Genomic DNA, 22,722 nt, shown 5'->3' with positions numbered 1-22,722 from the left:
GTTGTGAAAGCAATGTCGTTAAATTGATTCCAAACACAATCTTTATCACATTATTTAGAAAAAGCTAAACGACTTAAATAACGTTATTTAATCAGTTAAACTATCTGAGTGTATGTTTATTAATTTAAGCTAGCAAAAGAAAGTAACTTCACCGAAAGCAGATGTTTTTTTAACAATTATACCTGGCTTCTAAAGTTTTAATTTTTTCTGAATACAAAGTTAATATCAATACAAAAGGAGCTGTGAAGCTCCTTTTATTAAAACAAAATTGTTTTATTATTGAATAAATTTATTCTGCAGCATCTTCTGCAGGAGTAGCCGCTTCAGTTGCTTGTTTTTCAGCAGCTTCTTTCATACTTAAACGAACACGCCCTTGACGGTCAACTTCAAGTACTTTAACAGTTACTTCTTGGCCTTCAGTAAGTACGTCAGTTACTGCGTTAACACGCTCTTCTGAGATTTGAGAAATATGAACTAAACCATCCTTTCCTGGAAGTACATTTACAAAAGCACCAAAGTCTACGATACGTACTACTTTACCTGTATACACAGTGCCAACTTCAATCTCAGCAGTTAATGCAGTAATTCGAGCAATTGCATCTTTAGCTTGCTCGCCATCTGTCGCTGCAATTTTTACCGTACCATCGTCTTCAATTTCTATGGTTGTGCCTGTTTCTTCAGTAAGTTGACGAATTGTTGCGCCGCCTTTACCGATAATGTCACGAATTTTATCAACACTTACTTTCATGGTATGAATGCGTGGAGCAAATTCTGAGATATCGTCACGGTGTCCCTTTATTGCTTCATCCATTACACTTAAGATATGTGTACGAGCAGCTCTTGCTTGATTTAAAGCAATTTGCATAATTTCTTGAGTAATACCTTCAATTTTGATATCCATTTGAAGTGCAGTAATACCTTCAGTTGTACCAGCAACTTTAAAGTCCATATCACCTAAGTGATCTTCATCGCCTAAAATATCTGAAAGTACAACAAAGTTTTCACCTTCTTTTACTAGACCCATAGCGATACCAGCAACAGATGCTTTAATTGGTACACCTGCATCCATTAATGCTAACGAAGTACCACAAACCGAAGCCATTGACGACGAACCATTCGATTCTGTAATTTCAGATACAACACGAATAGCATAAGGAAATTCATCTGCAGAAGGCATTACAGCTAACATGCCACGTTTTGCTAAACGGCCATGGCCGATTTCACGACGTTTAGGCGATCCAACAAAGCCAGTTTCACCCACACAATATGGAGGAAAGTTATAATGCAACATAAAGTTATCAGTTTTTTCACCCATAATGGTGTCTAAACGTTGTGCGTCGCGCTGTGTACCTAAAGTAGCGGTAACTAATGCTTGTGTTTCGCCACGAGTAAATACAGCTGAACCATGAGTTCTAGGTAATACACCTGTCATTACATCTAATGCACGGATCATTTCAGGATCGCGACCATCAATACGTGGAGAACCTTGAGTTATACGCCCGCGTACTACAGTTTTTTCTAAATCATGAAATAAGTCTTTTGCTTCTTGAACATTTAACTCTGCATCGTCAGCAAGTAATTGCTCAATTACAGCATTACGTATTTCTGCAATTTTTTCATAACGAACAGCCTTTTCAGTTATTTGATAAGCTTCGTTAACTTGTGCTTCTGAAAGTTCAGCAATTTTAGCAACTAAATCAGCATTTTTAACAGGCGCTTCCCAATCCCACTTCGGATTGTTAACTTCTGCAGCCATTTCTTTAATCGCTGTGATAGCTGTTTGCATTTGCTCATGACCATATACAACCGCACCAAGCATTACTTCTTCAGATAATACATCGGCTTCAGACTCAACCATTAATACTGCAGAGTCAGTACCCGAAACTACTAAGTCTAATTGTGAAGTTGCTAACTCAGATTGTAATGGGTTAAGTAGGTATTTACCGTCAGTATAACCAACACGCGCTGCACCAACAGGACCACTAAATGGCATACCTGAAATAGCTAAAGCAGCAGAAGTACCTAATAATGAAATAATATCAGGTGCAATTTCTGGGTTAGCTGACACTACAGTGATAATTACTTGAACTTCGTTTGTAAATCCTTCAGGGAATAATGGACGTATTGGACGGTCAATTAATCGTGCAATTAATGTTTCTTCTTCTGAAGGTCGACCTTCACGCTTGAAGAAACCACCAGGAATTTTACCTGCTGCATAAGTACGCTCTTGATAATTTACCGTTAAAGGGAAAAAGTCTTGCCCTTCTTTTGCTTCTTTTTTACCAACAACAGAAACTAATACGCTAGTATCGTCCATGCTTGCCATAACAGCACACGTTGCTTGACGAGCGATAGCACCCGTTTCTAGGGTTACGGTATGTTGACCAAACTCAAATGTTTTTGTAACAGTATTGAACATAAATTGTTCCTTATTTTTTCGGATGTATCCAATCTGTACAATTATTTATTGACTCAACGTAAACCCTTGAGAACAACAGATAATTATACAGTTCGGATTATTTACAATTAAAATTTATACGATTTGAAAATCGCAGGCATATTATACTTACCTAGCCACTTTTTGCCAGTTAGATTAAGTAAAATTGCTTGTTTTTAAGTTTTATAAGGGTATTAAAAGAAAAAAGGAGCCTATAGGCTCCTTTTAATGATTCTGTTTGTGTCGAAATTAACGACGTAAACCTAATTTACCAATTAAAGACGTGTAACGTTCAACGTTTTTGCCTTTTAAGTAATCAAGTAATTTACGACGTTGGCTTACCATACGTAATAAACCACGACGTGAATGATGGTCATGGATGTGCGCTTTAAAGTGACCTTGTAAGTGGTTGATTTGTGTAGTTAACAAAGCAACTTGTACTTCTGGTGAACCTGTATCACCTTCACTTTGTGCATATTCAGCAACGATAGCAGCTTTTTCAGCGGCGTTTAAAGACATAATAAATCCTTAGTGTTTAAATAGTAATACCCGAAGGTATAAAAATTATTATCAAGCCAAACACTAATTCAGCAAGATAATGAAGAGCGCGTATTCTACCAGTATAAATAGCCAAAGCAACTCTTTTATCAATTATAACATTAGCGCCTATAAAGCTTCTACTACGGTTATTCTTTTGGGTGCTACTAAACCGTCATTATCTATTACTCCAACACCAATAAACTCGTGCTCTTCAGCATTTTGGCTATCTGTAACATATACTTGTACCAAGCCGTCAGCTGGTGCCCCAGAAGCTTGTACAGGGTTACCATGGCGTAAAAAGTTAGCTGACATATCATCAATATAAACTGCAGGTAATCCATCTACTGCTGTGTTCATTGGTAATAAGAGCGGGTCGAGTAATACTGACGGTGCTATTTCATCAGCTTTCGCTTGTTCTAATAACTTTTCTAGTTGTGCCATTGTCACCATTTTGTCAGTCGGATAATTACCTACTGCACTTCGACGCAAATGAGCAACATGTGCTCCACAGCCTAGCAATTCACCTAAGTCATCAATAATGGTACGAATGTAAGTACCTTTAGAGACATGAATATCTAAATCAACTTCATCCCCTTCAAAGCGGAGTAGATCAAGTCTAAACACTGTAATATCACGCGATTCACGCGGGACTTCAATACCTTCTCGTGCATACTTATATAAAGGTTGCCCTTGATATTTTAAAGCTGAATACATTGAAGGGATTTGTTTACTTGTACCGCGAAAAGTCTCTAATGCATTATTTAACTGTTGTTCTGACACATCTACAGTTTTTTCACTGACAACCTCACCATCAGCATCACTTGTAGTTGTGCGAATACCAAGCTTTGCAGTAACTTGATAGGTTTTATCAGTATCTAATAAAAACTGTGAAAACTTAGTTCCCTCACCAAAACATATCGGTAACATTCCAGTTGCTAAAGGGTCTAAAGCGCCTGTATGCCCTGCTTTTTGCGCAAAGTAAATACGTTTTGCCTGCTGTAATGCATGATTTGAGGACATTTCATAAGGCTTATCGAGTAATAGCACACCATTGATCGGACGGCCTTTTCTTCGTTTAGCCATTAATTAATCGTCCTTTGTATCGTTTTCATCTTTAGACTCTACGCTACCTGAGCGGCGTTCATCTTCAGCCACAGCTTGATCAACCAATGTCGACATTCGTACACCTTCAACCATAGACTGATCATAAATAAATCTTAGCTCAGGCATAATCCGCGCTTTAATACGCTTAGCCAGTAATGTACGAATAAAACCAGCAGCTTCATTTAAAATAGTTATTGATTCATCAATATTTTGCCCTTCTAAAGTAAAGAAAGTAACAAAAATTTTAGCATAAGCAAGATCACGAGTGATCTCGACTGCAGATACCGTTACCATGCCTAAACGAGGGTCTTTTACTTCTCGTTGAATGATCATCGCAACTTCTTTTTGAATCTCTTGACCGACTCTATCGGTACGAGCAAATTCTCTTGCCATGGGAACTCCTATAAATTAAAAATCCCAACAATACCGACGGGTAAATATTGGGATTAAAATGGGGGCATAGCCCCCACCTTTCAAACACTAAACGTAAATTAAAGAATTATAACGTGCGTTGAATTTCAACCGTTTCAAATACTTCGATTTGGTCACCCACTTTAACGTCATTATAGTTCTTAACACCAATACCACATTCAGTACCGTTACGAACTTCTTGTACATCATCTTTAAAACGACGTAATGATTCTAGTTCACCCTCGTAGATAACAATATTATCACGTAATACACGAATAGGTGCGCTACGTTTTATAATACCTTCAGTTACCATACAGCCAGCAATTGCACCAATTTTCGGTGATTTAAACACATCACGCACTTGAGCAAGACCAATAATTTCTTGTCTAAACTCTGGCGCAAGCATGCCGCTCATTGCTTGCTTAACTTCGTCAATTAATTGATAAATAATGCTGTAGTAACGTAAATCTAGGTTTTCAGTTTCTATTACTTTACGTGCTGCAGCATCTGCTCGCACGTTAAAACCAACAACAATAGCGTTTGAAGCAGCAGCTAATGACGCATCGGTTTCAGTAATACCACCAACACCAGAGCCAATAATTTTAACTTTAACTTCATCGGTTGACAATTTAACTAAAGAATCTGAAATTGCTTCTAAAGAGCCTTGAACGTCGGACTTAAGTACTACGTTCACTTCAGACACATCGCCTTCAGCCATGTCTGAGAACATATTCTCAAGCTTAGCTTTTTGCTGACGCGCTAACTTAACGTCACGGAATTTACCTTGACGATAAAGTGCTACTTCACGTGCTTTCTTTTCATCTTTAACAACAGTTGCTTCATCACCTGATTGTGGAACACCACTTAAACCAAGAATTTCTACAGGAATTGAAGGACCCGCTGTTTTAATGTCTCTACCTAACTCATCACGCATTGCTCTTACACGGCCATACTCTAAACCACATAACACAATATCGCCCTGATTTAATGTACCTTCTTGAACAAGTATTGTAGCCACTGGACCACGGCCTTTATCAAGTTTAGACTCAACTACAACACCACTTGCCATTTTATCAACAACAGCAGTAAGCTCTAGTACTTCTGACTGAAGTAATACAGCATCAAGTAAGTCATCAATACCTAAACCAGTTTTTGCTGAAACATGAACAAATTGAACCTCACCACCCCACTCTTCAGAAAGAACATCGTGCTGTGATAACTCACTTTTTACACGATCAGGGTCTGCAGTTTCTTTATCCATCTTATTAACAGCAATAATAATAGGTGATTCAGAGGCTTTAGCATGCTGAATAGCTTCAATTGTTTGAGGCATTACACCATCGTCAGCAGCAACAACAATAACAACAATATCTGTTGCTTTAGCACCACGAGCACGCATTGCAGTAAACGCAGCATGACCTGGAGTATCTAAGAAAGTGATCATTCCATGACCTGTTTCTACGTGATATGCACCAATATGCTGTGTAATACCACCAGCTTCGCCTGAAGCTACTTTTGCTTCACGTATATAATCAAGTAATGATGTTTTACCATGGTCAACGTGTCCCATAATAGTTACAACAGGTGCTCTTGTAATAGCTTCACCAGAATCACCACGATCAGACAATACCGCTTCTTCTAGTGCATTTTCTTTAACAAGCACCACTTCGCGTCCCATTTCTTCTGCAACCAAAGCTGCAGTTTCTTGGTCAATTACCTGATTTATGGTTGCCATAGCACCCATTTTAAACATCACCTTAACAACTTCAGCACCTTTAACTGACATTTTGTTTGCTAATTCAGCAACAGAAATTGTTTCACCTATTCGTACTTCATTAAGCTTAGTTTCTGCAGGCTTTTGAAAGCCATGTTGTAAACTTTGTGGTGCGGATAAAGTTTTCTTACCTTTACCTTTACCAAACTTATTGTTTCTATTGTCTTGAGCTGCTTTTTTCTTACGACGACGGCGTGAACCTTCATCTTCAGAGTCAACTTTATCTTCAGCTTCTTGCGCATATTTAGAAGAAGTTAAATGAACAATATCATTTTCATGTTTTTTACGTTCAGCTTCTTGCTCTTTCCAACGACCTTCGTTTTCTTCTGCAAGCTTTTTAGCAGCTTCAGCAGCGGCTTTAGCTTCCGCTTCTGCTTTTGCCTCTGCTTCTTTTTCAGCAGCTAAACGTAGTTTTTTAGCTTCATCGCTTTCTGCGGGTGCTGCTGGCTTTTCTACAGCTTTTGCTTTAGCTTTAGCCGCTTCTTTTGCTTTAGCATCTGCCTCGGCTTTTGCTTTAGCTTTCGCAGCAGCTTCTGCATTGGCTCTTGCTCTTGCTTCTTCAATTGCTTTAGCTTCAGCTTCCGCTTTTGCCTTAGCTTCTTCAGCAGCTTTCGCTTCTGCTTCTAAACGAGCTTTCTCTTCGGCTTCTGCGATTTGTTGCTCTTCAATATCAGTACGTTTAACATAAGTACGTTTTTTACGTACTTCAACTTGTACTGACTTAGCTTTACTACCGCTACCTAGCACTAACGTTGATTTCTTCTTACGACTTAACGTCATTTTACTTGGCTCTGATGATGTCTCGTCACCGTGTTGCTTTTTCAAATGATCTAAAAGTGCTTCTTTTTCTTTTTGAGTGATTGAATCAGAAGCTGACTTCTTCATTCCAATGTTTGCCAATTGGCTCACTAATCTCTCAACCGGTGCGCCAATGTCTTTGGCGAGCTCTTCTACAGTTACATCTGCCATCTTATTAAGTTCTCCCGGCTATAGTTATTCTTCGTTAAACCAACAAATGTTGCGAGCTGCCATGATAAGTTCACCGGCCTTCGCTTCATCTAGTTCGTCAATATCAGCTATTTCATCAACACCTTGTTCAGCTAAGTCTTCTAGTGTAATAATTCCACGACTTGCTAGCACAAATGCTAAATGACGCTCTAAACCTTCAAGGTTTAGAAGATCTTCAGCAGGTTCCGCATTTTCAAGTGATTCTTCACTTGCTAATGCTTGTGTTGTTAGAGCTGCTTTGGCTCTTTCTCTTAACTCTTCAACGATATCTTCGTCCATACCGTTAATTTCTAATAATTCAGATACTGGCACATAGGCTATTTCTTCTAATGAAGTAAAACCTTCATCAGCAAGTAATGTGGCAAAATCTTCATCTATATCAAGTTTATCTGTAAATAATGAAAGCACTTTATCTGTTTCCGCTTGATGCTTTTCATTCATTGCATCAACCGTCATCACGTTTAGTTCCCAACCTGTTAATTGACTAGCTAAACGTACGTTCTGACCGCTACGGCCAATAGCCATAGCTAAATTACTTTCTTCTACAGCAATATCCATGGTGCCTTTGTCTTCATCAACAATGATTGAAGCAACTTCAGCTGGTGCCATTGCATTGATAACAAATTGTGCAGGGTTATCATCGTATAAAACGATATCTACACGTTCGCCACCTAATTCTCCTGAAACGGCTTGGACGCGAGAACCTCGCATTCCAACACATGCGCCCACTGGGTCAATACGCTTATCGTTGCTTTTAACAGCAATTTTAGCGCGTGAACCTGGATCACGAGCTGCACCTTTAATTTCCAGCATTTCTTCACCAATTTCTGGCACTTCTACGCGGAAAAGTTCAATTAGCATTTCTGGCTTTGTGCGACTAACAAACAATTGAGCCCCACGTGCTTCTGGTTTTATTGCGTAAAGTAAACCACGTACTCTATCGCCTGGTCGAAACACTTCACGAGGTAACATATCATCACGATAAATAATCGCTTCAGCGTTATTACCTAAGTCTAGAATTATGCTGTCTCTGCTTGCCTTTTTAACAACGCCAGTAATTATCTCACCGACTTGGTCTTGGTATGCATCAACGATTAAAGCGCGCTCTGCTTCACGTACTTTCTGTACAATAACTTGCTTAGCTGTTTGTGTCGTAATACGGTCAAAAGTTACTGAAGGAATTTGCTCTTCAGCATAGTCACCCACGTTAAGTTCTGGATCATCATATTGTGCTGCAGCCAATCCAATTTCTGAATATGGATGTTCAACTGGCTCATCTGAGTCATCAACAACTAACCAACGACGAAAAGTGTCAAATTCACCGGTTTTGCGATCAATGCTTACTCTGACTGTAATGTCGCCTTCATATTTTTTCTTAGTGGCAGTTTCTAAAGCGGTTTCCATTGCCTCAAAAATACTTTCACGAGGTAATGCTTTTTCATTAGATACGGCATCTACAACTAGTAATATTTCTTTACTCATGCTTTTTAGCCTTACGTTATTCGTTTTAATTCAAATTAATTATTCAAAATTAGGTACAAGATTTGCTTTGTCTATGTTGCTAAAGACAAGCTCATACTCTTCGCCATCAACTTTTATTATCAAGGTGTCATTTTCAATAGACACTAACTTGCCCTTAAATTTTCTTCGACCATTAAGTGGCATTGAAACCTTTACATTAATAGTTTCACCAACAACCTCTTGAAAATGAGGTAAATCGAACAATGGTCGATCGAGTCCTGGCGATGAAATTTCCAAGCTATATTCAGTACTAATAGGATCTTCAACATCCAAAATAGCGCCTACTTGGCGGCTAACTTCTGCACAATCATCAACATTAATGCCATTTTCATGGTCAATAAATATTCGTAGAATTGAATGTTTACCTGCACTAATAAATTCAACCCCAAGTAATTCTTTTCCTACCTCTTCTACAGCAGGACGTAACATATCTGTTAATTTATGCTCAAACTTAGCCAATCAACTTCTCCAATAAATAGATACCACTTGGACTAATCAATTGACTACTTTAATGTAACAAGGCCATTAAAGTCTGTTAATACATTGCTAAGCCGTGTAATTACTTAGTCCAATTGGTATAAAAGTCCATAAACAAAAAAAGGGCTAATAGCCCAACAGTAATATTGATTTTACGTATCTCACCAATCGTAAGATACAAAAAAACCCCAAAATTCGGGGCTTTATTCACTGAACCCACGACAACAAATAAAAACGTAATTTATTTGCGATAACAATAATAAATTTAAAGGTTACCCTTTAACTCTACAGTGACATATTGCTATATTTTGATGCCGCGAATTATATAGTGAAGCGAGTCATTACGCAAGACCAAATCAAATATATCCACTGCAGCTTCGATAAAGTCGCAATTTACAACCCAACCCCATAGTAAATGCTTGATCCAACAAATAGCTATGATTTTTACTATGCTTACTATAAATAAGCACTACTACCAGTATTTGTATATAAGTAACCTGAGCTCTGGATAAGCTATGCACGTCAATGTCACGACTTTTGCGCGTACCTGCGTTAAACCTACTAGTAATAGCTCGAGATTAAGTACGCAAACTCGCCTTGATTCACTCAAACTTATAACATTGATACATAACCAATAAAAATACGACTAAATTAACAAAAACAATTGAAAAATATAGCTTTATAGGTAGCGCACGCACATCCGTTGTCCAAAACTCAGGTTAAGTAATATTACAGCTATCTAGTTGCTCTAATACATTTCGCTTAGGAAATAGCCACTAATCATGCTATAAATGCACTTAATATCTGAATACATGTAGAAAAAAGTATTTTTACACACAATTTAGTTGCTTATTCAGTCAATTGAATTAATCTAACTTATAGCGCTAGATCGCACTAATTTATAATAATTTAAGAATGCAAGGTTAACTATGTATACATATTCGCAGTTGTTATTTCGCAATATTATATTTGGCTTATTATTTAGTTTAGCAACTTCAGCCATTGCTGTATTTTTAGTTCAACAACTTTTTATTGAGCAACAGCAGCAACACAGGGTGTTATTGACTCAAATTACAGCGATAGAAAACATTGAATATCAGCAATTATTTAATCACTTAAACAGTGCTTTTAACTATAAAACCTTAATTATAAAAAATAGCAAGCAAGATGCGTTATTAGCGATAGCTAAGCCGTTATCTTTTTTTGAAGAGTTTCTTCTACCTAGCCGTACAAGCTTAACAACGAAGGATAACTTATCAATTAACTTTCAGATAAGTGTCACTAACGAAATTAACTTTCTGATGTCCTTTATTATAGCTGTGTTTGTATTTAGCATTGTTGCCTCCATTATTGCAGGTTGGTTAAGTTTAAATCGCTACACAAAAGTGATCACCCAAGTTAGTGAACAAATTAAACTAGGCATAAATCGCATTATAAGCCCTAATACAAAGCAAAAAGATAGTAAATACAGTGGGGTAATAAATCTACCAAGTATTCAAACTATATTAACTGATCTACAAGCACTACTTAACAAACATATTGAGGGTACTTCAAAACTTGAAAAAGAAGCTTATGTAGAGCCGCTAACACAACTTGATAATAGAAGTCGATTTGTGCAGTTTTTTGATCAACAAAATGAATCGGTAAAATTTGGTGTTTTGACCATTACACGCTGTTCTGAATTACAAACCATTAACCAAATACATGGCTACAATGAAGGTGACAATTATATTTGTAAAGTCGCTGATATCATGAAAAGTACAGTAGCACGTTATCAAGGTGCACAATTGTTTCGCCTAAATAGCTCTGACTTTGCCACTATTTTGCCCAACGTAAAAATGCAGGAAGCTGAACGATACGCTCAGTTACTTACAGACCAGTTTAACCATTACCAGCAAGCCTCAGATTTAGACTCAGTTGCCTATACAGGTCTTGTTGCTTTTGATACAGACAAACCGCTAGGTGAACTTTTAGCGTTAGTTGACACAGGTATTAGCATTGCGCAAACCAAAAAAATTAATGCGTGGTATGCGCAAAAAGACAGCGAAATATTAGAAAGTAGTAGCGCCAGTTATGGCAATCAAAACTGGCGTCAAGAGATTGATAGCGTTATAGAAAACCAACGAGTAACGTTGCTGGTTCAGCATATAAAACCAAGTAGCCGAAATAATAAAGTTTATAGTGAAGTGTTGGCAAGGTTTCTTAATTCAAATGATGAAATGCTACCTACGGCATCATTTATCGCTATGGCTGAAAAATTAGATAAAATTGTAGCAATTGACCGCATGATTGTTGATCGAGCGATTGAAGAAATAAAACAAAAGAATATGTCTGACCATCATTTTGGTATAAATCTCAGTGCAAGGACTATTCATGATGAACACTTTTTAATTTGGTTAGAACGTCGATTACTTAAAGACTCAGCTATTGCTTCGAAGCTAGTTTTCGAGATCACTGAATATGGTTTACAGCAAAACATTAAAACAAGTAAACGCTTTATAGATATGGTTCACCGTGTCGGTTCTCGTTTAACAGTTGAACGTTTTGGGGTTGGTTTAACCTCTTTTAAATTTTTCAGAGATTTAAAACCAGACTTCATAAAAATGGATAGCACTTATACACGTGATATTGATGAAGATAAAAACAACCAATACTTCTTGAGGTTAATGGTTGATTTAGCTCATCGCCTAAGTATTACTGTATTAGCTGAGAGTGTCGAAACACAAGAAGAAAAGTTTACGCTAGAGAAGTTATTTATTGACGGTTGCCAAGGCTTTTATATCGGCAAACCTGAGCCTATTTAACCTGTATCCAGGATAAGCTAAGTACACAAAACCTCCGACTTTATGAGTATCTGCGTTGCCTGCATGGACGTAGGTACTTGGTTTTTGTCTGGAACTAAAAAAACGTTAATTTACTACTACGTTACTTTGCTAATAATAGCCAGTTACTAGGTACACAAATCACCCCTGATTTACACAACACTTATAGCATTGGTAGTAAACTTGCACTTAGTACTAAGGAAATTAATCTAAAATATTGCATAGTATAACTTTTATATGCGTTAAACGTACATCCATTATCCAGAGTTAGGGTTATTTAATAACACCAAGCTCACGTTAATTAATTCTAACGTGAGTTTTTCAATGGTAAGTCACCCTAAAAAGTGGTGCTTTTACAGTATTACTTTCCAGAATCATAATTAATTGCAATAACCCTACACCTGACCTGTTGTTTATTAGCTAAGAAAATCGGATAATAATCAGCATAGTCAAATAAATAGCCACTATTTCATGACAGATTACTTACTGTTACTTATTAGCACCGTTTTAGTGAACAACTTCGTTTTAGTTAAGTTCCTAGGCTTGTGCCCCTTTATGGGCGTTTCCTCCCGCACAGAAACTGCGATAGGCATGTCATTTGCGACCACCTTCGTGATGACTATAGCGTCGTTATTAAGCTACATCGTCAATAGCTATATTCTTGCCCCTTTGGGGTTAGAGTACTTAACTACGATATCATTTATTTTAGTTATTGCCGTTGTAGTGCAGTTTACTGAAATGGTAGTTCATAAAACGAGTGCAAATTTATATCGATTATTAGGTATTTTTTTACCATTAATTACAACAAACTGCGCTGTACTTGGTGTCGCTTTACTTAATACCTACGAACAACATAACTTTTTTGAATCTATCGTTTATGGTTTTGGCGCTGCGGTTGGCTTTTCAATTGTGTTAATTATGTTTTCAGCTATGCGAGAAAAACTTGCTGATGCTGATGTTCCTACCCCATTTAAAGGTGCAGCTATTGCTATGATTACTGCAGGCCTTATGTCGTTGGCATTTATGGGCTTTACTGGACTGGTGAAGCTTTAATGAGTGTATTAATCGCCATTTTAATTATAGGTGCTTTAGCATTAAGCTTTGGCGCCCTACTTGGTTTTGCCTCTATAAAATTTAAAGTGGAAGGTGATCCACTAGCAGAGCAAATTGATGATTTACTACCTCAAACTCAGTGTGGTCAATGCGGTTACCCTGGTTGTAAACCCTATGCTGAAGCTGTCGCTAATGGCGAAGCCATCAACAAGTGTGCGCCAGGTGGCGATGATACTATCAAAAAAATTGCTGACTTACTTGGTGTAGATGTTCAACCACTTGATGAAAGTCATGAAGTCGATAACACGCCTAAAGTTGCCTTTATTATTGAAGAAGATTGTATCGGTTGTACAAAATGCATTCAGGCATGTCCTGTAGATGCCATTATTGGTACCACCAAACAAATGCATACAATTATTAGTGACGAGTGTACTGGTTGTGATTTATGCGTAGCCCCGTGTCCAGTTGACTGTATTATTATGCAACCGATTGCCAAAAACACGCGCAATTGGCAATGGGATCTCAATAGCATCCCAGTTGAACAAATTAGTTAGGTGTATAAATTGTGGAATCAGTAATTGAACGTATTGAGCAGGGTAAGTTTTGGAAGTTTCATGGTGGAATTCATCCACCTGAGCAAAAATTCCTCAGTACAGATAAACCTATTCGCCAGTTACCACTACCTGAAATATTAAGGATCCCTGTTCAACAACACATTGGTGAGCCTGGCGATATTTTAGTAAAGGTTGGTGACAAAGTACTTAAAGGCCAACCGCTAACCGCTTCTGAACATCCGATGGTGGTTCCCGTTCACGCATCTACGAGCGGCACGGTTACTGCGATTGAAAACGCCATTATTGCGCATCCTTCAGGCTTAAGTGAGTTGTGCATATTCATCAGTCCAGACGGGGAAGACAAGTGGCGCAATAGAGAGATTTGTCCTGATTATCAAAAACTTTCAAAAAACATAATCATCGATAAAATTGCACAAGCAGGCATATCAGGTATGGGTGGAGCTGGCTTTCCAACTCATATAAAATTAAACACAGCAGCTACCATTAATTATTTAATTATCAATGCGGCAGAGTGCGAGCCTTATATTACTGCTGACGACCTTTTGATACGTGAGCAAAGCGCTGCAATTGTTGATGGAATAAAAATACTTGACCATTTGTTAGCTCCCACTACGATTTTAATTGGTATTGAGGATAATAAGCCCGAAGCTATTTTAGCGTTACAAAAAGCAACTCAAACGTTAGATAAGGTAAAAGTATGTGTTTTACCTGTAATTTACCCAACTGGGGGAGAAAAACAGTTAATTCAGGTATTAACCGGCAAAGAAGTACCTAGTGGAACATTACCAAGTACCTTAGGCATTGTAATGCAAAATATTGCCACATGTTTTGCTATTGCCGATGCCATTATCAACGATACCCCGTTAATTAAACGTGTTGTCACTGTCACAGGAAAGTCAGTTGCCAAACCCCAAAATGTTTGGGCGTTACTTGGCTCACCTATAGAGTTTTTATTAAAGCAATGCGGTTGTCACCAAGGTAATAAAAAACACATTATAATGGGTGGCCCTATGATGGGCTTTAGTCTACCTTCATTTAATGTTCCTGTAGTTAAAACAACTAACTGTATATTAGCCCCTGATGAAGCTGAAATACCTGACAACGACAAAGAAGTACAGTGTATACGTTGTGGACAGTGTGCTGATGTATGCCCAAGCCAGTTGCTTCCGCAAGAGTTGCAATGGAGCGCTAAAGCCAACGATCAGCAAGCCTTAACAGATTTAAACTTATTCGACTGTATTGAATGTGGCGCTTGCGCTTATGTTTGCCCAAGTCACATCCCCCTTGTTCATTATTATCGTGTAGCAAAAGCTGAAATTCGACAACAAAAGCTATTAGATATTAAAGCAGAAAAAGCCAAGCAACGCTTTGAAGCACGTAAAGTTCGCTTAGAACGAGAAAAATTAGCACGTGAAGAAAAACATCGCCTTGCAGCAGAAGCTCGTAAAGCAAGAATGAATTCAGGCACAACTGAAGCCAACAATGAAAAGTCAGCTGTTGCTGCAGCTTTGGCTCGAGTTAAAGCTAAAAAGGCACAAGGAAGCCAAGATAATAAGCCAGCAGATATAAGTGTGACTAAAAATAGCGCTGATGGTTCAGAAAGCCAAAACAATAAAAAAACACAAGTTGCGGCTGCAATAGCCAGAGCAAAAGCTAAAAAACTGGCAACACAAACTAATAATAATGTTGGGGGGAAAGCAACTGAAGGCGAAAGTAATGCAATGAGTTCCAGTGAAGTTGTGAGTAAACCTGAGGCGAAAAACGAAACACCAACAACACAAATAGAAGTATCTAAAAAAGATAAAATAGCAGCGGCTATCGCTAAAGCTAAAGCAAAAAAATTAGCCGCTGCAGCTAAAACCAATGAAACCGATACAAGCACTGCAGATTATGCTGAGGTGAAATCTGAAGCACTACCTGAAAAACCAACAGCTTTAGCGAGCCAAGCTAATAGTGCTGAAACGCCTGAAGCAATCAAAAAAGCAAAAATAGCTGCAGCAATTGCCAAGGCTAAAGCCAAGAAGCTATCGTCAAATAAAGCAGCTGCACAGAATGAGCTTGCTGAAAAAAGCAAAGCACAAGAGCAACAGCCAGAAGATAAAGTAAAAGCAAATTCAAATAAAGTGCAAACAGCACCTAATGAAAATGATGCAGCATTAGAGAAAAAAGCACGTATTGCAGCTGCTGTTGCAAAAGCGAAAGCAAAGAAACAACAAGAGTCGAATAAATAATATGGCATTTTGGATCGCAAGTTCACCCCATAATCATGTGCAAAGTAAAACATCAGCACTTATGCGCTTAGTGATATATGCCACAATACCTGGCATTTTAGCGCAGTGGTATTTTTTTGGTTGGGGTAATATTATCCATATTACCCTAGCTATAGCGACAGCTATAACGGCTGAGTTTATCGTTTTATCGTTACGTAAAAAGCCAATACGACTCGAGTTATTTGATGGTAGTGCTATATTAACTGCTGTTTTGCTAGGGGTAAGTTTACCGGCATTGGCACCGTGGTGGATCACAGTAATAGGACTATTATTTGCCATTGTTGTTGTGAAGCAATTATATGGTGGTTTAGGGCACAACCCATTTAATCCAGCTATGGCTGCATATGTTATGCTGCTGATTTCGTTTCCTGTTCAAATGACATCTTGGCAACCGCCCTCATCATTAATGTCAATTAATTTAGACTTTGTTAATACCCTAACGGTTATTTTTACTGATTACTCTCGTGAGGGGTACTCAGTCGCACAATTACGTATGCATATAGATGGTGTAACTATGGCGACACCATTAGATACAGTTAAAACAAACATCACCTTAGGTATGACGGTAACTGAAAGCTTACAAAACAAAATATTTTCTCAAGGGCTGGGGATTGGCTGGGTTTGGATAAACATTGCGTTTTTAATTGGCGGGATATTTTTACTCTTTAAAAAAGCAATCGCATACCCTGCCCCATTAAGCTTTTTAACCACTATCTTTATCTTTAGTCTGGTTGCATTTCTTATCAGCCCCGATAGCAATCCTTCAACACTCTTTTACTGGTTTAGTGGCGCAACCATGCTAGGTGCATTCTTTATATTAACTGACCCTGTTACGTGCGCAACATCAGTAAAGGGGAGGATTGTATACGGTTGTTTAGCTGGCGTACTTGTATGTGTAATTCGAAAGTTTGGTGGCTATCCAGATGGTGTAGCCTTCGCCGTATTACTATGTAACATGGCAGCACCACTTATTGATCAATACACTCGCCCACGAACTTATGGACACTAAACAAGGATCAACACATGCGTAAAGCTATTGAAAAGAATGCCCGACTTCTTGCCTTGTTTGCTATTGCTTGCACCAGTGTGATCAGTGCTGTTCACCTAGTTACGAAAGACAGAATAAAGTCACAAGAAGAAAATAAGTTAATTAACACCTTAACTCATATTATCAATGAGAACTCTTATAATAATGATATTTATCATACCTGTATCATCATTAATGACACTCGGTTAAGTCCTGATCCAGAAAAAGTTTATTTAGCTAAAAACAATAACCAACCAGTTGCTGCAGCTATTACAACTACGGCTCCTGATGGTTATAACGGTAAAATCAAACTCATTGTTGCAATTAACGTTAATGGCACAGTAACGGGGGTTAGAACTCTTAAACATCAAGAAACGCCAGGGTTAGGTGATAAAATAGAAATTAGAAAAAACCAATGGATTAATACTTTTAAGAATAAAAAAGTGCTTAACGATAAAGATCCTCGTTGGGCTGTAAGAAAAGATGGTGGTGTATTTGACCAATTTACTGGTGCCACAATTACGCCTAGAGCAGTAGTAAAAGCGGTTCATAAGACGGTATTATATTTTAAAAGCCAGCGACACCAACTTTTTCAAGAAGTAGGTAATTGTCAGGAGCAATCATGAGTTTTCCAGCAGAATATAAAGAATTAGCTTGGCAAGGGCTATGGAAAAACAACCCTGGTATTGTACAACTACTAGGCTTATGTCCATTACTAGCCGTTACTTCAACTGTTGTTAACGCATTCGGTTTAGGCTTAGCCACCATGTTTGTTCTTATCTGCTCAAACATGACTGTTTCAGCAATAAGGCAGTGGGTACCTAAGGAAATACGTATTCCTATATTTGTTTTAATTATTGCAGCTTTTGTTACCTGTGTAGAGCTATTGATGAATGCTTATACGTTCGGCTTATATGAATCACTTGGCATTTTCCTTCCTTTAATTGTTACCAACTGCGCTATTATCGGGCGAGCAGAAGCTTATGCGTCGAAAAATCCAGTTAAACAAGCAAGTTTCGACGGTTTAATGATGGGGTTAGGCTTTTTAGCCGTATTAGTTATCCTAGGAGCTATAAGAGAAATACTCGGTCAGGGTACACTCTTTGATGGTGCAGAGCTGTTATTAGGCGAGTGGGCAAGTGGACTTCGTATTGAAGTATTTAAGTTAGATAGTCAATTTTTACTGGCAATACTACCACCAGGCGCTTTTATCGCGATGGGCTTTATTATTGCAGCTAAAAATAAAATTGATAATATTTTACTCGAGCTACAGCCGATAAAAGAAGAAAAAAATATTGAGCGCGTTCGCGTAAACTTTGAAAATTAAAGAACCAATAACCTAATGAATAAAGCAAAGCGATTAGAAATACTAACAAGGCTTAGAGATGACAACCCTAACCCTACCACAGAGTTAAACTTTACGACCCCCTTCGAGCTTTTGATCGCTGTATTACTTTCTGCTCAAGCTACAGATGTAGGCGTTAACAAAGCAACAGCTAAGCTCTACCCTGTTGCCAATACTCCTCAAGCTATTCTTGATTTAGGACTTGATGGTTTAAAAAGCTATATAAAAACCATTGGTTTATTTAATACTAAAGCGGTTAATACCATGAAAACCTGCCAAATGTTGGTTGACTTACATGGTGGTGAAGTACCAGAAAATAGGGCTGCCCTTGAAGCATTACCAGGTGTAGGCAGAAAAACAGCTAACGTCGTACTCAATACCGCCTTTGGCTGGCCAACCATAGCGGTAGACACACATATTTACCGTGTTTCAAACCGCACTAAGTTAGCAATGGGTAAAACCGTTGATGACGTTGAACAAAAGCTACTTAAAGTTGTCCCTAAAGATTTCAAAGTAGACGTGCACCACTGGCTTATTCTACACGGTCGTTACACCTGCGTGGCTCGTAAGCCTAAGTGTGGCGCATGCATTATTGAAGACTTATGTGAGTTTAAAGATAAAGTAGAGTAACAAATCGATTGTTGTAGGCTTAAGCTAAATTTTAATTTTCGTTACATGTTTTTAATGGCATTACCTTATTAATACTCATCTTATAAGTCGTTTACGAGCCTTAAGATACGTGAGATACTTTTAGTAAAATAATATATATCTTTACTTTAATAGACGGTATGGAATCACTCAATTTTGTTAACTTAATTCAAGCAGCGACTGTCAGCGTATCTTTATTGGGTGGCCTTTTGTTATGGCGAAAAGGAACTTTCTATGGTGTTGCTCTACTACTTGGATTAACTGCCTTTGCGACCATTGTTAATCTACTAGAAGAAACAGGTATTACTCGTGATATCTATATCATCAGCCCTGTATTTATTTTACTCTTTGGCCCCGCCGTTTATCTAGCCTCGAAACATATCACCAATGAAAAACTCGAAAAAAACGATTGGGTCCATTTATTACCAGTTGCTCCATTATTGCTGTTTAGTTCACACGTTTCTATCGTGATAGCCATTGGAACTATTTGGCGATTAGTCTACGCCTATTTTACGGCTGCATTACTGATAAAGCACAAGCGTATATTAGACGAAGAGCGTTCAGATTCTGACGAATACTCTTTTAAATGGTTAGTTTGGATTATTGTCATGACAGCTCTGTTTAATTTACTAGATTTAGTTAGGCTGAATAGCCAACCTTTTATTTCTTATGAAATGAATATTATTGGCCAAGGAATTAACAATAGCGTTTGGTTGCTTGCTGTCATGGTCATAACAATAAAACTGGTAGAGCAAAAATCACTACCTAAACCAATTCAAACCAATAGAGAGCAACCCAACAAGGAGCCATTGCAGGATAGTTATCATTCGACCTTTGAGGAGTTGAATAATTTAATTATTACCAACCAATGGTTTTTAAAGCCTCGTTTAACACTAACCGATGTGAGCGAGTTAACGGGGTTACAAACAAGAGATATTTCGCGAGCAATTAATACTGTTGCTAAAAAATCATTTAATGAATACATCAATGAGTTTCGGATTAAGCATATTTGCCAAGCACTTGATGCTAGCTCTAACTACTCTCTCACCCGCCTATATACCGATGCAGGCTTTAGCTCTAAGGCCACGTTTAATAATGTCTTTAAAGATTACACGAGCATGACGCCAAGTGAATATAAATCTAAATATAAAGTCTAAGAACAGGATGATAGCTGGCTAAAAGCAAGATACTAGACGTTCTTAAAAGCAATCATTGTTAACTTAACCTCATCTTTTAAAGGAGTTAACAATGAAAATATTTATCACATTACTCGCGATTATTTCTACTATAAGTTGTATTGCACGCGCTGAGTTAAAGCACAATTCAAACACATTCATCTTAAACAATATCAATATTATTGATGTTAAGAACAGAAAGGTTCAACGCGATAAATCAATCTTAATAAGTGAAGGAAAAATCAAAAAAAATTGCCCATTCGCCGATACTAGACTCGCCAAGAGACATCACAGTCATCGATGGCAATGGTGGGTATATAACGCCGGGCCTTATTGATATGCATGTTCATATGTATGAAAAAGCGGCACTTACCTTAGCACTAAGTCATGGTGTAACTCATGTACGCATTATGAATGGAACTCTTAGCCAATTAAAATGGAGAGATCAGGTAACTAATGGAGAGCTAATCGGCAGTAACGCAACAGTTAGTAGCCCAATTCTTTCAGGCTATGACGATGCATATTTTCACCATTCGGTGCATACTGCGGCACAAGCAAGTGCGGCTGTTAAGCAATATCATTCGCAAGGATATGACTTAATAAAAGCCTATGGAAATTTGAATGAAGAAGCATTAACAGCACTTATTGAAGCTGGCAATATCCTAAATTTTCCCATTGCCAAACATGGTCCACATGCCTCAGGTGATATGCCAGTATCTTCACTCGCAGGGTTCCAATCTTTTGAGCACGTAGAGGATATTTATCAAGGGCCTCTTAACTATAAGTTTGCTCCTGTGAAATTATTCAAAATAGCTGAAGAAACAAGAGCAACTGGAGTTCCGCTCACGCCAACCCTAAATATATATGAGCAACTCACGAAACTTAGTGATGAAAAAGAACAGTTCCTTGAAACTATACCTACTGAATACACATCAGACATCATCGCATTGGAAGCGAAACACAATCAGGTAAATCGTTGGTTAACCGCATCAAAGGAGATGGCGAAACACAATCAGAAAACGTTAACTTTTTTAAAGTATATTACTAATGTTTTTCACGAGTCAGGGATCACGTTACTTGTAGGTTCTGATTCCGGCGTATTGCTGTCACCGCACGGACTCGCAACTCATAATGAAATGCGCTTAATGCATGAGTCAGGCTTGAGTGCTTTTGACGTATTGGCCGCCGCTACGATTAACCCAGCTAAAGCATTGAATTTAGACAATCAAATTGGTCACATATTAGAGAACTATAACGCAGACTTTATTTTGTCCAAAATAAACCCTTTACATGATTTATCTGTGCTTGAATCGCCACGAGCTGTCGTCAAAAGTGGTGTTTTTTATCCCGACACAGTTTTAAAACAGTTAAGAGATAACGCTATAGAAACTCGTAGTTTTTGGGAGGAACTTGTAACCTTATTCGAGGCTCTGTAAAGCGATTAAGATGGCTGTATATATAGTGGCGCAGTGATTTTACGTTTAATAATTTTAACGAGCGAGTTACCTACTTTTATTTAAGTTAAATAGCCCACAGTTTTAATTAAAACAGGTAACTCTTAACTTATAAAGAATATAATTGAGTATAAGATATTTTAACTTACACCTTCAATGTTGAGCTTATCTACTTTTATTATCTTTTGGCTAGCCAACCATAGCAGTAGACACGCATATATTTAGAGTGTCAAACCGCACTAAATTGGCCACGGGTAAAATGTCGACCTAGTAGAACAAAAACTACTTAAAGTAGTACCCGCTAAGTTTAAGGTTGATGTACACCATTGGTTAATTTTACATGGTCGTTACACCTGCGTGGCTCGTAAGCCTAAGTGTGTCGCATGTATTATTGAAGACTTATGTGAGTTTAAAGATAAGACTGAATAACCTTTCACACTCATATTTACAATTCGATTCAATAGACAGTGCGATAAATATCGCCTTCTTGGCTTGCCATATCGCTCACCATTATAATGCCCTGACTTACATCGAATCGAGAAAGGCTGTTAAGCAAATATTTGGCTCGTGAATATTTATTACCCAGCGGTACAACGTGCAAGTATTCACGATGATTTTCAGCCAGAACATAATACAAAGTATTGTTATCTATATTTACTAAATAAAACTCTTGTGGCAGTACAACCTGTGTATCGTTAAACTTATCAAGCTGGATATCAAGTTGTTCCGAATGTCGCTTAAATTAGTTTGATACAATTTGTTGCTCTATAACATAAAAATAATCTGAATGAGTTGCATCAGTACGCCCATAAGCCCAATCTCCTCGTAGACTTTTAACTTTCTTATCGGACAAATCAGCAAGAATTAATTCAGGTGTTCCACTATTTATAACAGTGATTGTCGTCTTGTGGTCTCTATCATTAACTAGCTTGCTCCTTGACTACAACACAGTTTAAATTTGTTAAACTTCAACCTAAATCCTAAAACCATAGCTCCCTAGGTGAGCTTAAAACATCTACGTTATTGGGCGATAAGAAATTAAAATTTTGTTCAGCTTATTTGTGGTTATCTGGAATCTTTA

The 22,722-nt window shown here is 37.8% G+C and carries 17 protein-coding genes and 1 pseudogene; 11 read left to right on the top strand and 7 right to left on the bottom strand.

Translation table 11 applies throughout. The features are described 5' to 3' along the window. Positions 1 to 289: 289 nt before the first annotated feature. The 7 genes from pnp to rimP all read right to left on the bottom strand — a co-directional run bounded on the left by pnp (position 290) and on the right by rimP (position 9,254). Positions 290 to 2,419 carry a polyribonucleotide nucleotidyltransferase gene (pnp, locus tag QUD79_RS06700; RefSeq protein ID WP_184424404.1) on the bottom strand — a complete coding sequence of 710 codons (2,130 nt, stop codon included), beginning with the start codon at positions 2,417 to 2,419 and terminating at the stop codon, positions 290 to 292. Positions 2,420 to 2,686: 267 nt separating this feature from the next. After that, positions 2,687 to 2,956 carry a 30S ribosomal protein S15 gene (rpsO, locus tag QUD79_RS06695; protein ID WP_184424405.1) on the bottom strand — a complete coding sequence of 90 codons (270 nt, stop codon included), beginning with the start codon at positions 2,954 to 2,956 and terminating at the stop codon, positions 2,687 to 2,689. 147 nt (positions 2,957 to 3,103) lie between these two features. Beyond that, positions 3,104 to 4,060: a tRNA pseudouridine(55) synthase TruB gene (truB, locus tag QUD79_RS06690; RefSeq protein WP_184424406.1), complete on the bottom strand. Its 957-nt coding sequence runs from the start codon at positions 4,058 to 4,060 to the stop codon at positions 3,104 to 3,106. Positions 4,061 to 4,063: 3 nt separating this feature from the next. Further along, positions 4,064 to 4,474, bottom strand: a complete 411-nt coding sequence (gene rbfA, locus QUD79_RS06685) for a 30S ribosome-binding factor RbfA (RefSeq protein ID WP_184424407.1) — start codon at positions 4,472 to 4,474, stop codon at positions 4,064 to 4,066. Positions 4,475 to 4,580: 106 nt separating this feature from the next. Then, on the bottom strand, positions 4,581 to 7,235 hold the full coding sequence (gene infB, locus QUD79_RS06680; protein ID WP_184424408.1) for a translation initiation factor IF-2: 2,655 nt from the start codon (positions 7,233 to 7,235) through the stop codon (positions 4,581 to 4,583). Between the two features lie 24 nt (positions 7,236 to 7,259). Continuing rightward, complete coding sequence (nusA, locus tag QUD79_RS06675) at positions 7,260 to 8,756, bottom strand: transcription termination factor NusA (protein ID WP_184424409.1); 1,497 nt, start codon at positions 8,754 to 8,756, stop codon at positions 7,260 to 7,262. A 39-nt stretch (positions 8,757 to 8,795) separates the two neighbouring features. Next, positions 8,796 to 9,254 (bottom strand): ribosome maturation factor RimP, encoded by a 459-nt coding sequence (gene rimP / locus QUD79_RS06670; RefSeq protein WP_184424410.1) that lies wholly within the window; start codon positions 9,252 to 9,254, stop codon positions 8,796 to 8,798. Between the two features lie 947 nt (positions 9,255 to 10,201). Between rimP and QUD79_RS06665 the strand changes: the two genes are divergently transcribed. The 11 genes and pseudogenes from QUD79_RS06665 to QUD79_RS06615 all read left to right on the top strand — a co-directional run. Then, positions 10,202 to 12,076 (top strand): EAL domain-containing protein, encoded by a 1,875-nt coding sequence (locus tag QUD79_RS06665; protein ID WP_184424411.1) that lies wholly within the window; start codon positions 10,202 to 10,204, stop codon positions 12,074 to 12,076. 489 nt (positions 12,077 to 12,565) lie between these two features. Next, complete coding sequence (gene rsxA, locus QUD79_RS06660) at positions 12,566 to 13,147, top strand: electron transport complex subunit RsxA (RefSeq protein ID WP_184424412.1); 582 nt, start codon at positions 12,566 to 12,568, stop codon at positions 13,145 to 13,147. Beyond that, on the top strand, positions 13,147 to 13,701 hold the full coding sequence (gene rsxB, locus QUD79_RS06655) for an electron transport complex subunit RsxB (protein ID WP_184424413.1): 555 nt from the start codon (positions 13,147 to 13,149) through the stop codon (positions 13,699 to 13,701). Before rsxA ends, rsxB begins: the two co-directional genes overlap by 1 nt. Before the next feature lie 11 nt (positions 13,702 to 13,712). Further along, entirely contained in the window at positions 13,713 to 15,953 is a 2,241-nt protein-coding gene (rsxC, locus tag QUD79_RS06650) for an electron transport complex subunit RsxC (RefSeq protein ID WP_286290404.1), read from the top strand. Position 15,954: 1 nt separating this feature from the next. After that, positions 15,955 to 17,001, top strand: a complete 1,047-nt coding sequence (gene rsxD / locus QUD79_RS06645; RefSeq protein ID WP_184424414.1) for an electron transport complex subunit RsxD — start codon at positions 15,955 to 15,957, stop codon at positions 16,999 to 17,001. Between the two features lie 14 nt (positions 17,002 to 17,015). After that, entirely contained in the window at positions 17,016 to 17,645 is a 630-nt protein-coding gene (gene rsxG, locus QUD79_RS06640) for an electron transport complex subunit RsxG (protein WP_184424415.1), read from the top strand. Then, the gene (locus QUD79_RS06635; protein WP_184424416.1) at positions 17,642 to 18,346 is read left to right on the top strand and encodes an electron transport complex subunit E; all 705 of its coding nucleotides are present in this window, start codon (positions 17,642 to 17,644) and stop codon (positions 18,344 to 18,346) included. The genes rsxG and QUD79_RS06635 overlap by 4 nt, the downstream gene beginning before the upstream one ends. 15 nt (positions 18,347 to 18,361) lie before the next feature. Beyond that, positions 18,362 to 18,994: an endonuclease III gene (nth, locus tag QUD79_RS06630; protein WP_184424417.1), complete on the top strand. Its 633-nt coding sequence runs from the start codon at positions 18,362 to 18,364 to the stop codon at positions 18,992 to 18,994. 158 nt (positions 18,995 to 19,152) lie between these two features. Then, positions 19,153 to 20,169, top strand: coding sequence for a helix-turn-helix domain-containing protein (locus QUD79_RS06625; RefSeq protein ID WP_184424418.1), 1,017 nt, complete (start codon positions 19,153 to 19,155; stop codon positions 20,167 to 20,169). A 248-nt stretch (positions 20,170 to 20,417) separates the two neighbouring features. Beyond that, the gene (locus QUD79_RS06620; RefSeq protein ID WP_184424419.1) at positions 20,418 to 21,623 is read left to right on the top strand and encodes an amidohydrolase family protein; all 1,206 of its coding nucleotides are present in this window, start codon (positions 20,418 to 20,420) and stop codon (positions 21,621 to 21,623) included. A gap of 211 nt (positions 21,624 to 21,834) precedes the next feature. Then, a pseudogene (locus tag QUD79_RS06615) lies at positions 21,835 to 22,070 on the top strand (endonuclease III); the annotation flags it as partial. Between the last annotated feature and the right edge of the window lie 652 nt (positions 22,071 to 22,722).

The organism is Thalassotalea piscium, from assembly GCF_030295935.1.
Classification (GTDB): domain Bacteria; phylum Pseudomonadota; class Gammaproteobacteria; order Enterobacterales; family Alteromonadaceae; genus Thalassotalea_B; species Thalassotalea_B piscium.
Note: the sequence above shows the minus strand (reverse complement) of the source record. Positions and strands in the feature narration are given on the sequence as shown.

What these genes read in the sequence shown, in the direction of transcription:
- QUD79_RS06665 (WP_184424411.1), top strand. Translation starts at nt 10,202, where the DNA reads ATGTATACATATTCGCAGTTGTTATTTCGCAATATTATATTTGGCTTA.
- rpsO (WP_184424405.1), bottom strand. Translation starts at nt 2,956, where the DNA reads ATGTCTTTAAACGCCGCTGAAAAAGCTGCTATCGTTGCTGAATATGCA.
- rsxA (WP_184424412.1), top strand. Translation starts at nt 12,566, where the DNA reads ATGACAGATTACTTACTGTTACTTATTAGCACCGTTTTAGTGAACAAC.
- rsxG (WP_184424415.1), top strand. Translation starts at nt 17,016, where the DNA reads ATGCGTAAAGCTATTGAAAAGAATGCCCGACTTCTTGCCTTGTTTGCT.
- QUD79_RS06625 (WP_184424418.1), top strand. Translation starts at nt 19,153, where the DNA reads ATGGAATCACTCAATTTTGTTAACTTAATTCAAGCAGCGACTGTCAGC.
- rsxB (WP_184424413.1), top strand. Translation starts at nt 13,147, where the DNA reads ATGAGTGTATTAATCGCCATTTTAATTATAGGTGCTTTAGCATTAAGC.
- nusA (WP_184424409.1), bottom strand. Translation starts at nt 8,756, where the DNA reads ATGAGTAAAGAAATATTACTAGTTGTAGATGCCGTATCTAATGAAAAA.
- nth (WP_184424417.1), top strand. Translation starts at nt 18,362, where the DNA reads ATGAATAAAGCAAAGCGATTAGAAATACTAACAAGGCTTAGAGATGAC.
- rbfA (WP_184424407.1), bottom strand. Translation starts at nt 4,474, where the DNA reads ATGGCAAGAGAATTTGCTCGTACCGATAGAGTCGGTCAAGAGATTCAA.
- truB (WP_184424406.1), bottom strand. Translation starts at nt 4,060, where the DNA reads ATGGCTAAACGAAGAAAAGGCCGTCCGATCAATGGTGTGCTATTACTC.
- rsxD (WP_184424414.1), top strand. Translation starts at nt 15,955, where the DNA reads ATGGCATTTTGGATCGCAAGTTCACCCCATAATCATGTGCAAAGTAAA.
- infB (WP_184424408.1), bottom strand. Translation starts at nt 7,235, where the DNA reads ATGGCAGATGTAACTGTAGAAGAGCTCGCCAAAGACATTGGCGCACCG.
- QUD79_RS06635 (WP_184424416.1), top strand. Translation starts at nt 17,642, where the DNA reads ATGAGTTTTCCAGCAGAATATAAAGAATTAGCTTGGCAAGGGCTATGG.
- pnp (WP_184424404.1), bottom strand. Translation starts at nt 2,419, where the DNA reads ATGTTCAATACTGTTACAAAAACATTTGAGTTTGGTCAACATACCGTA.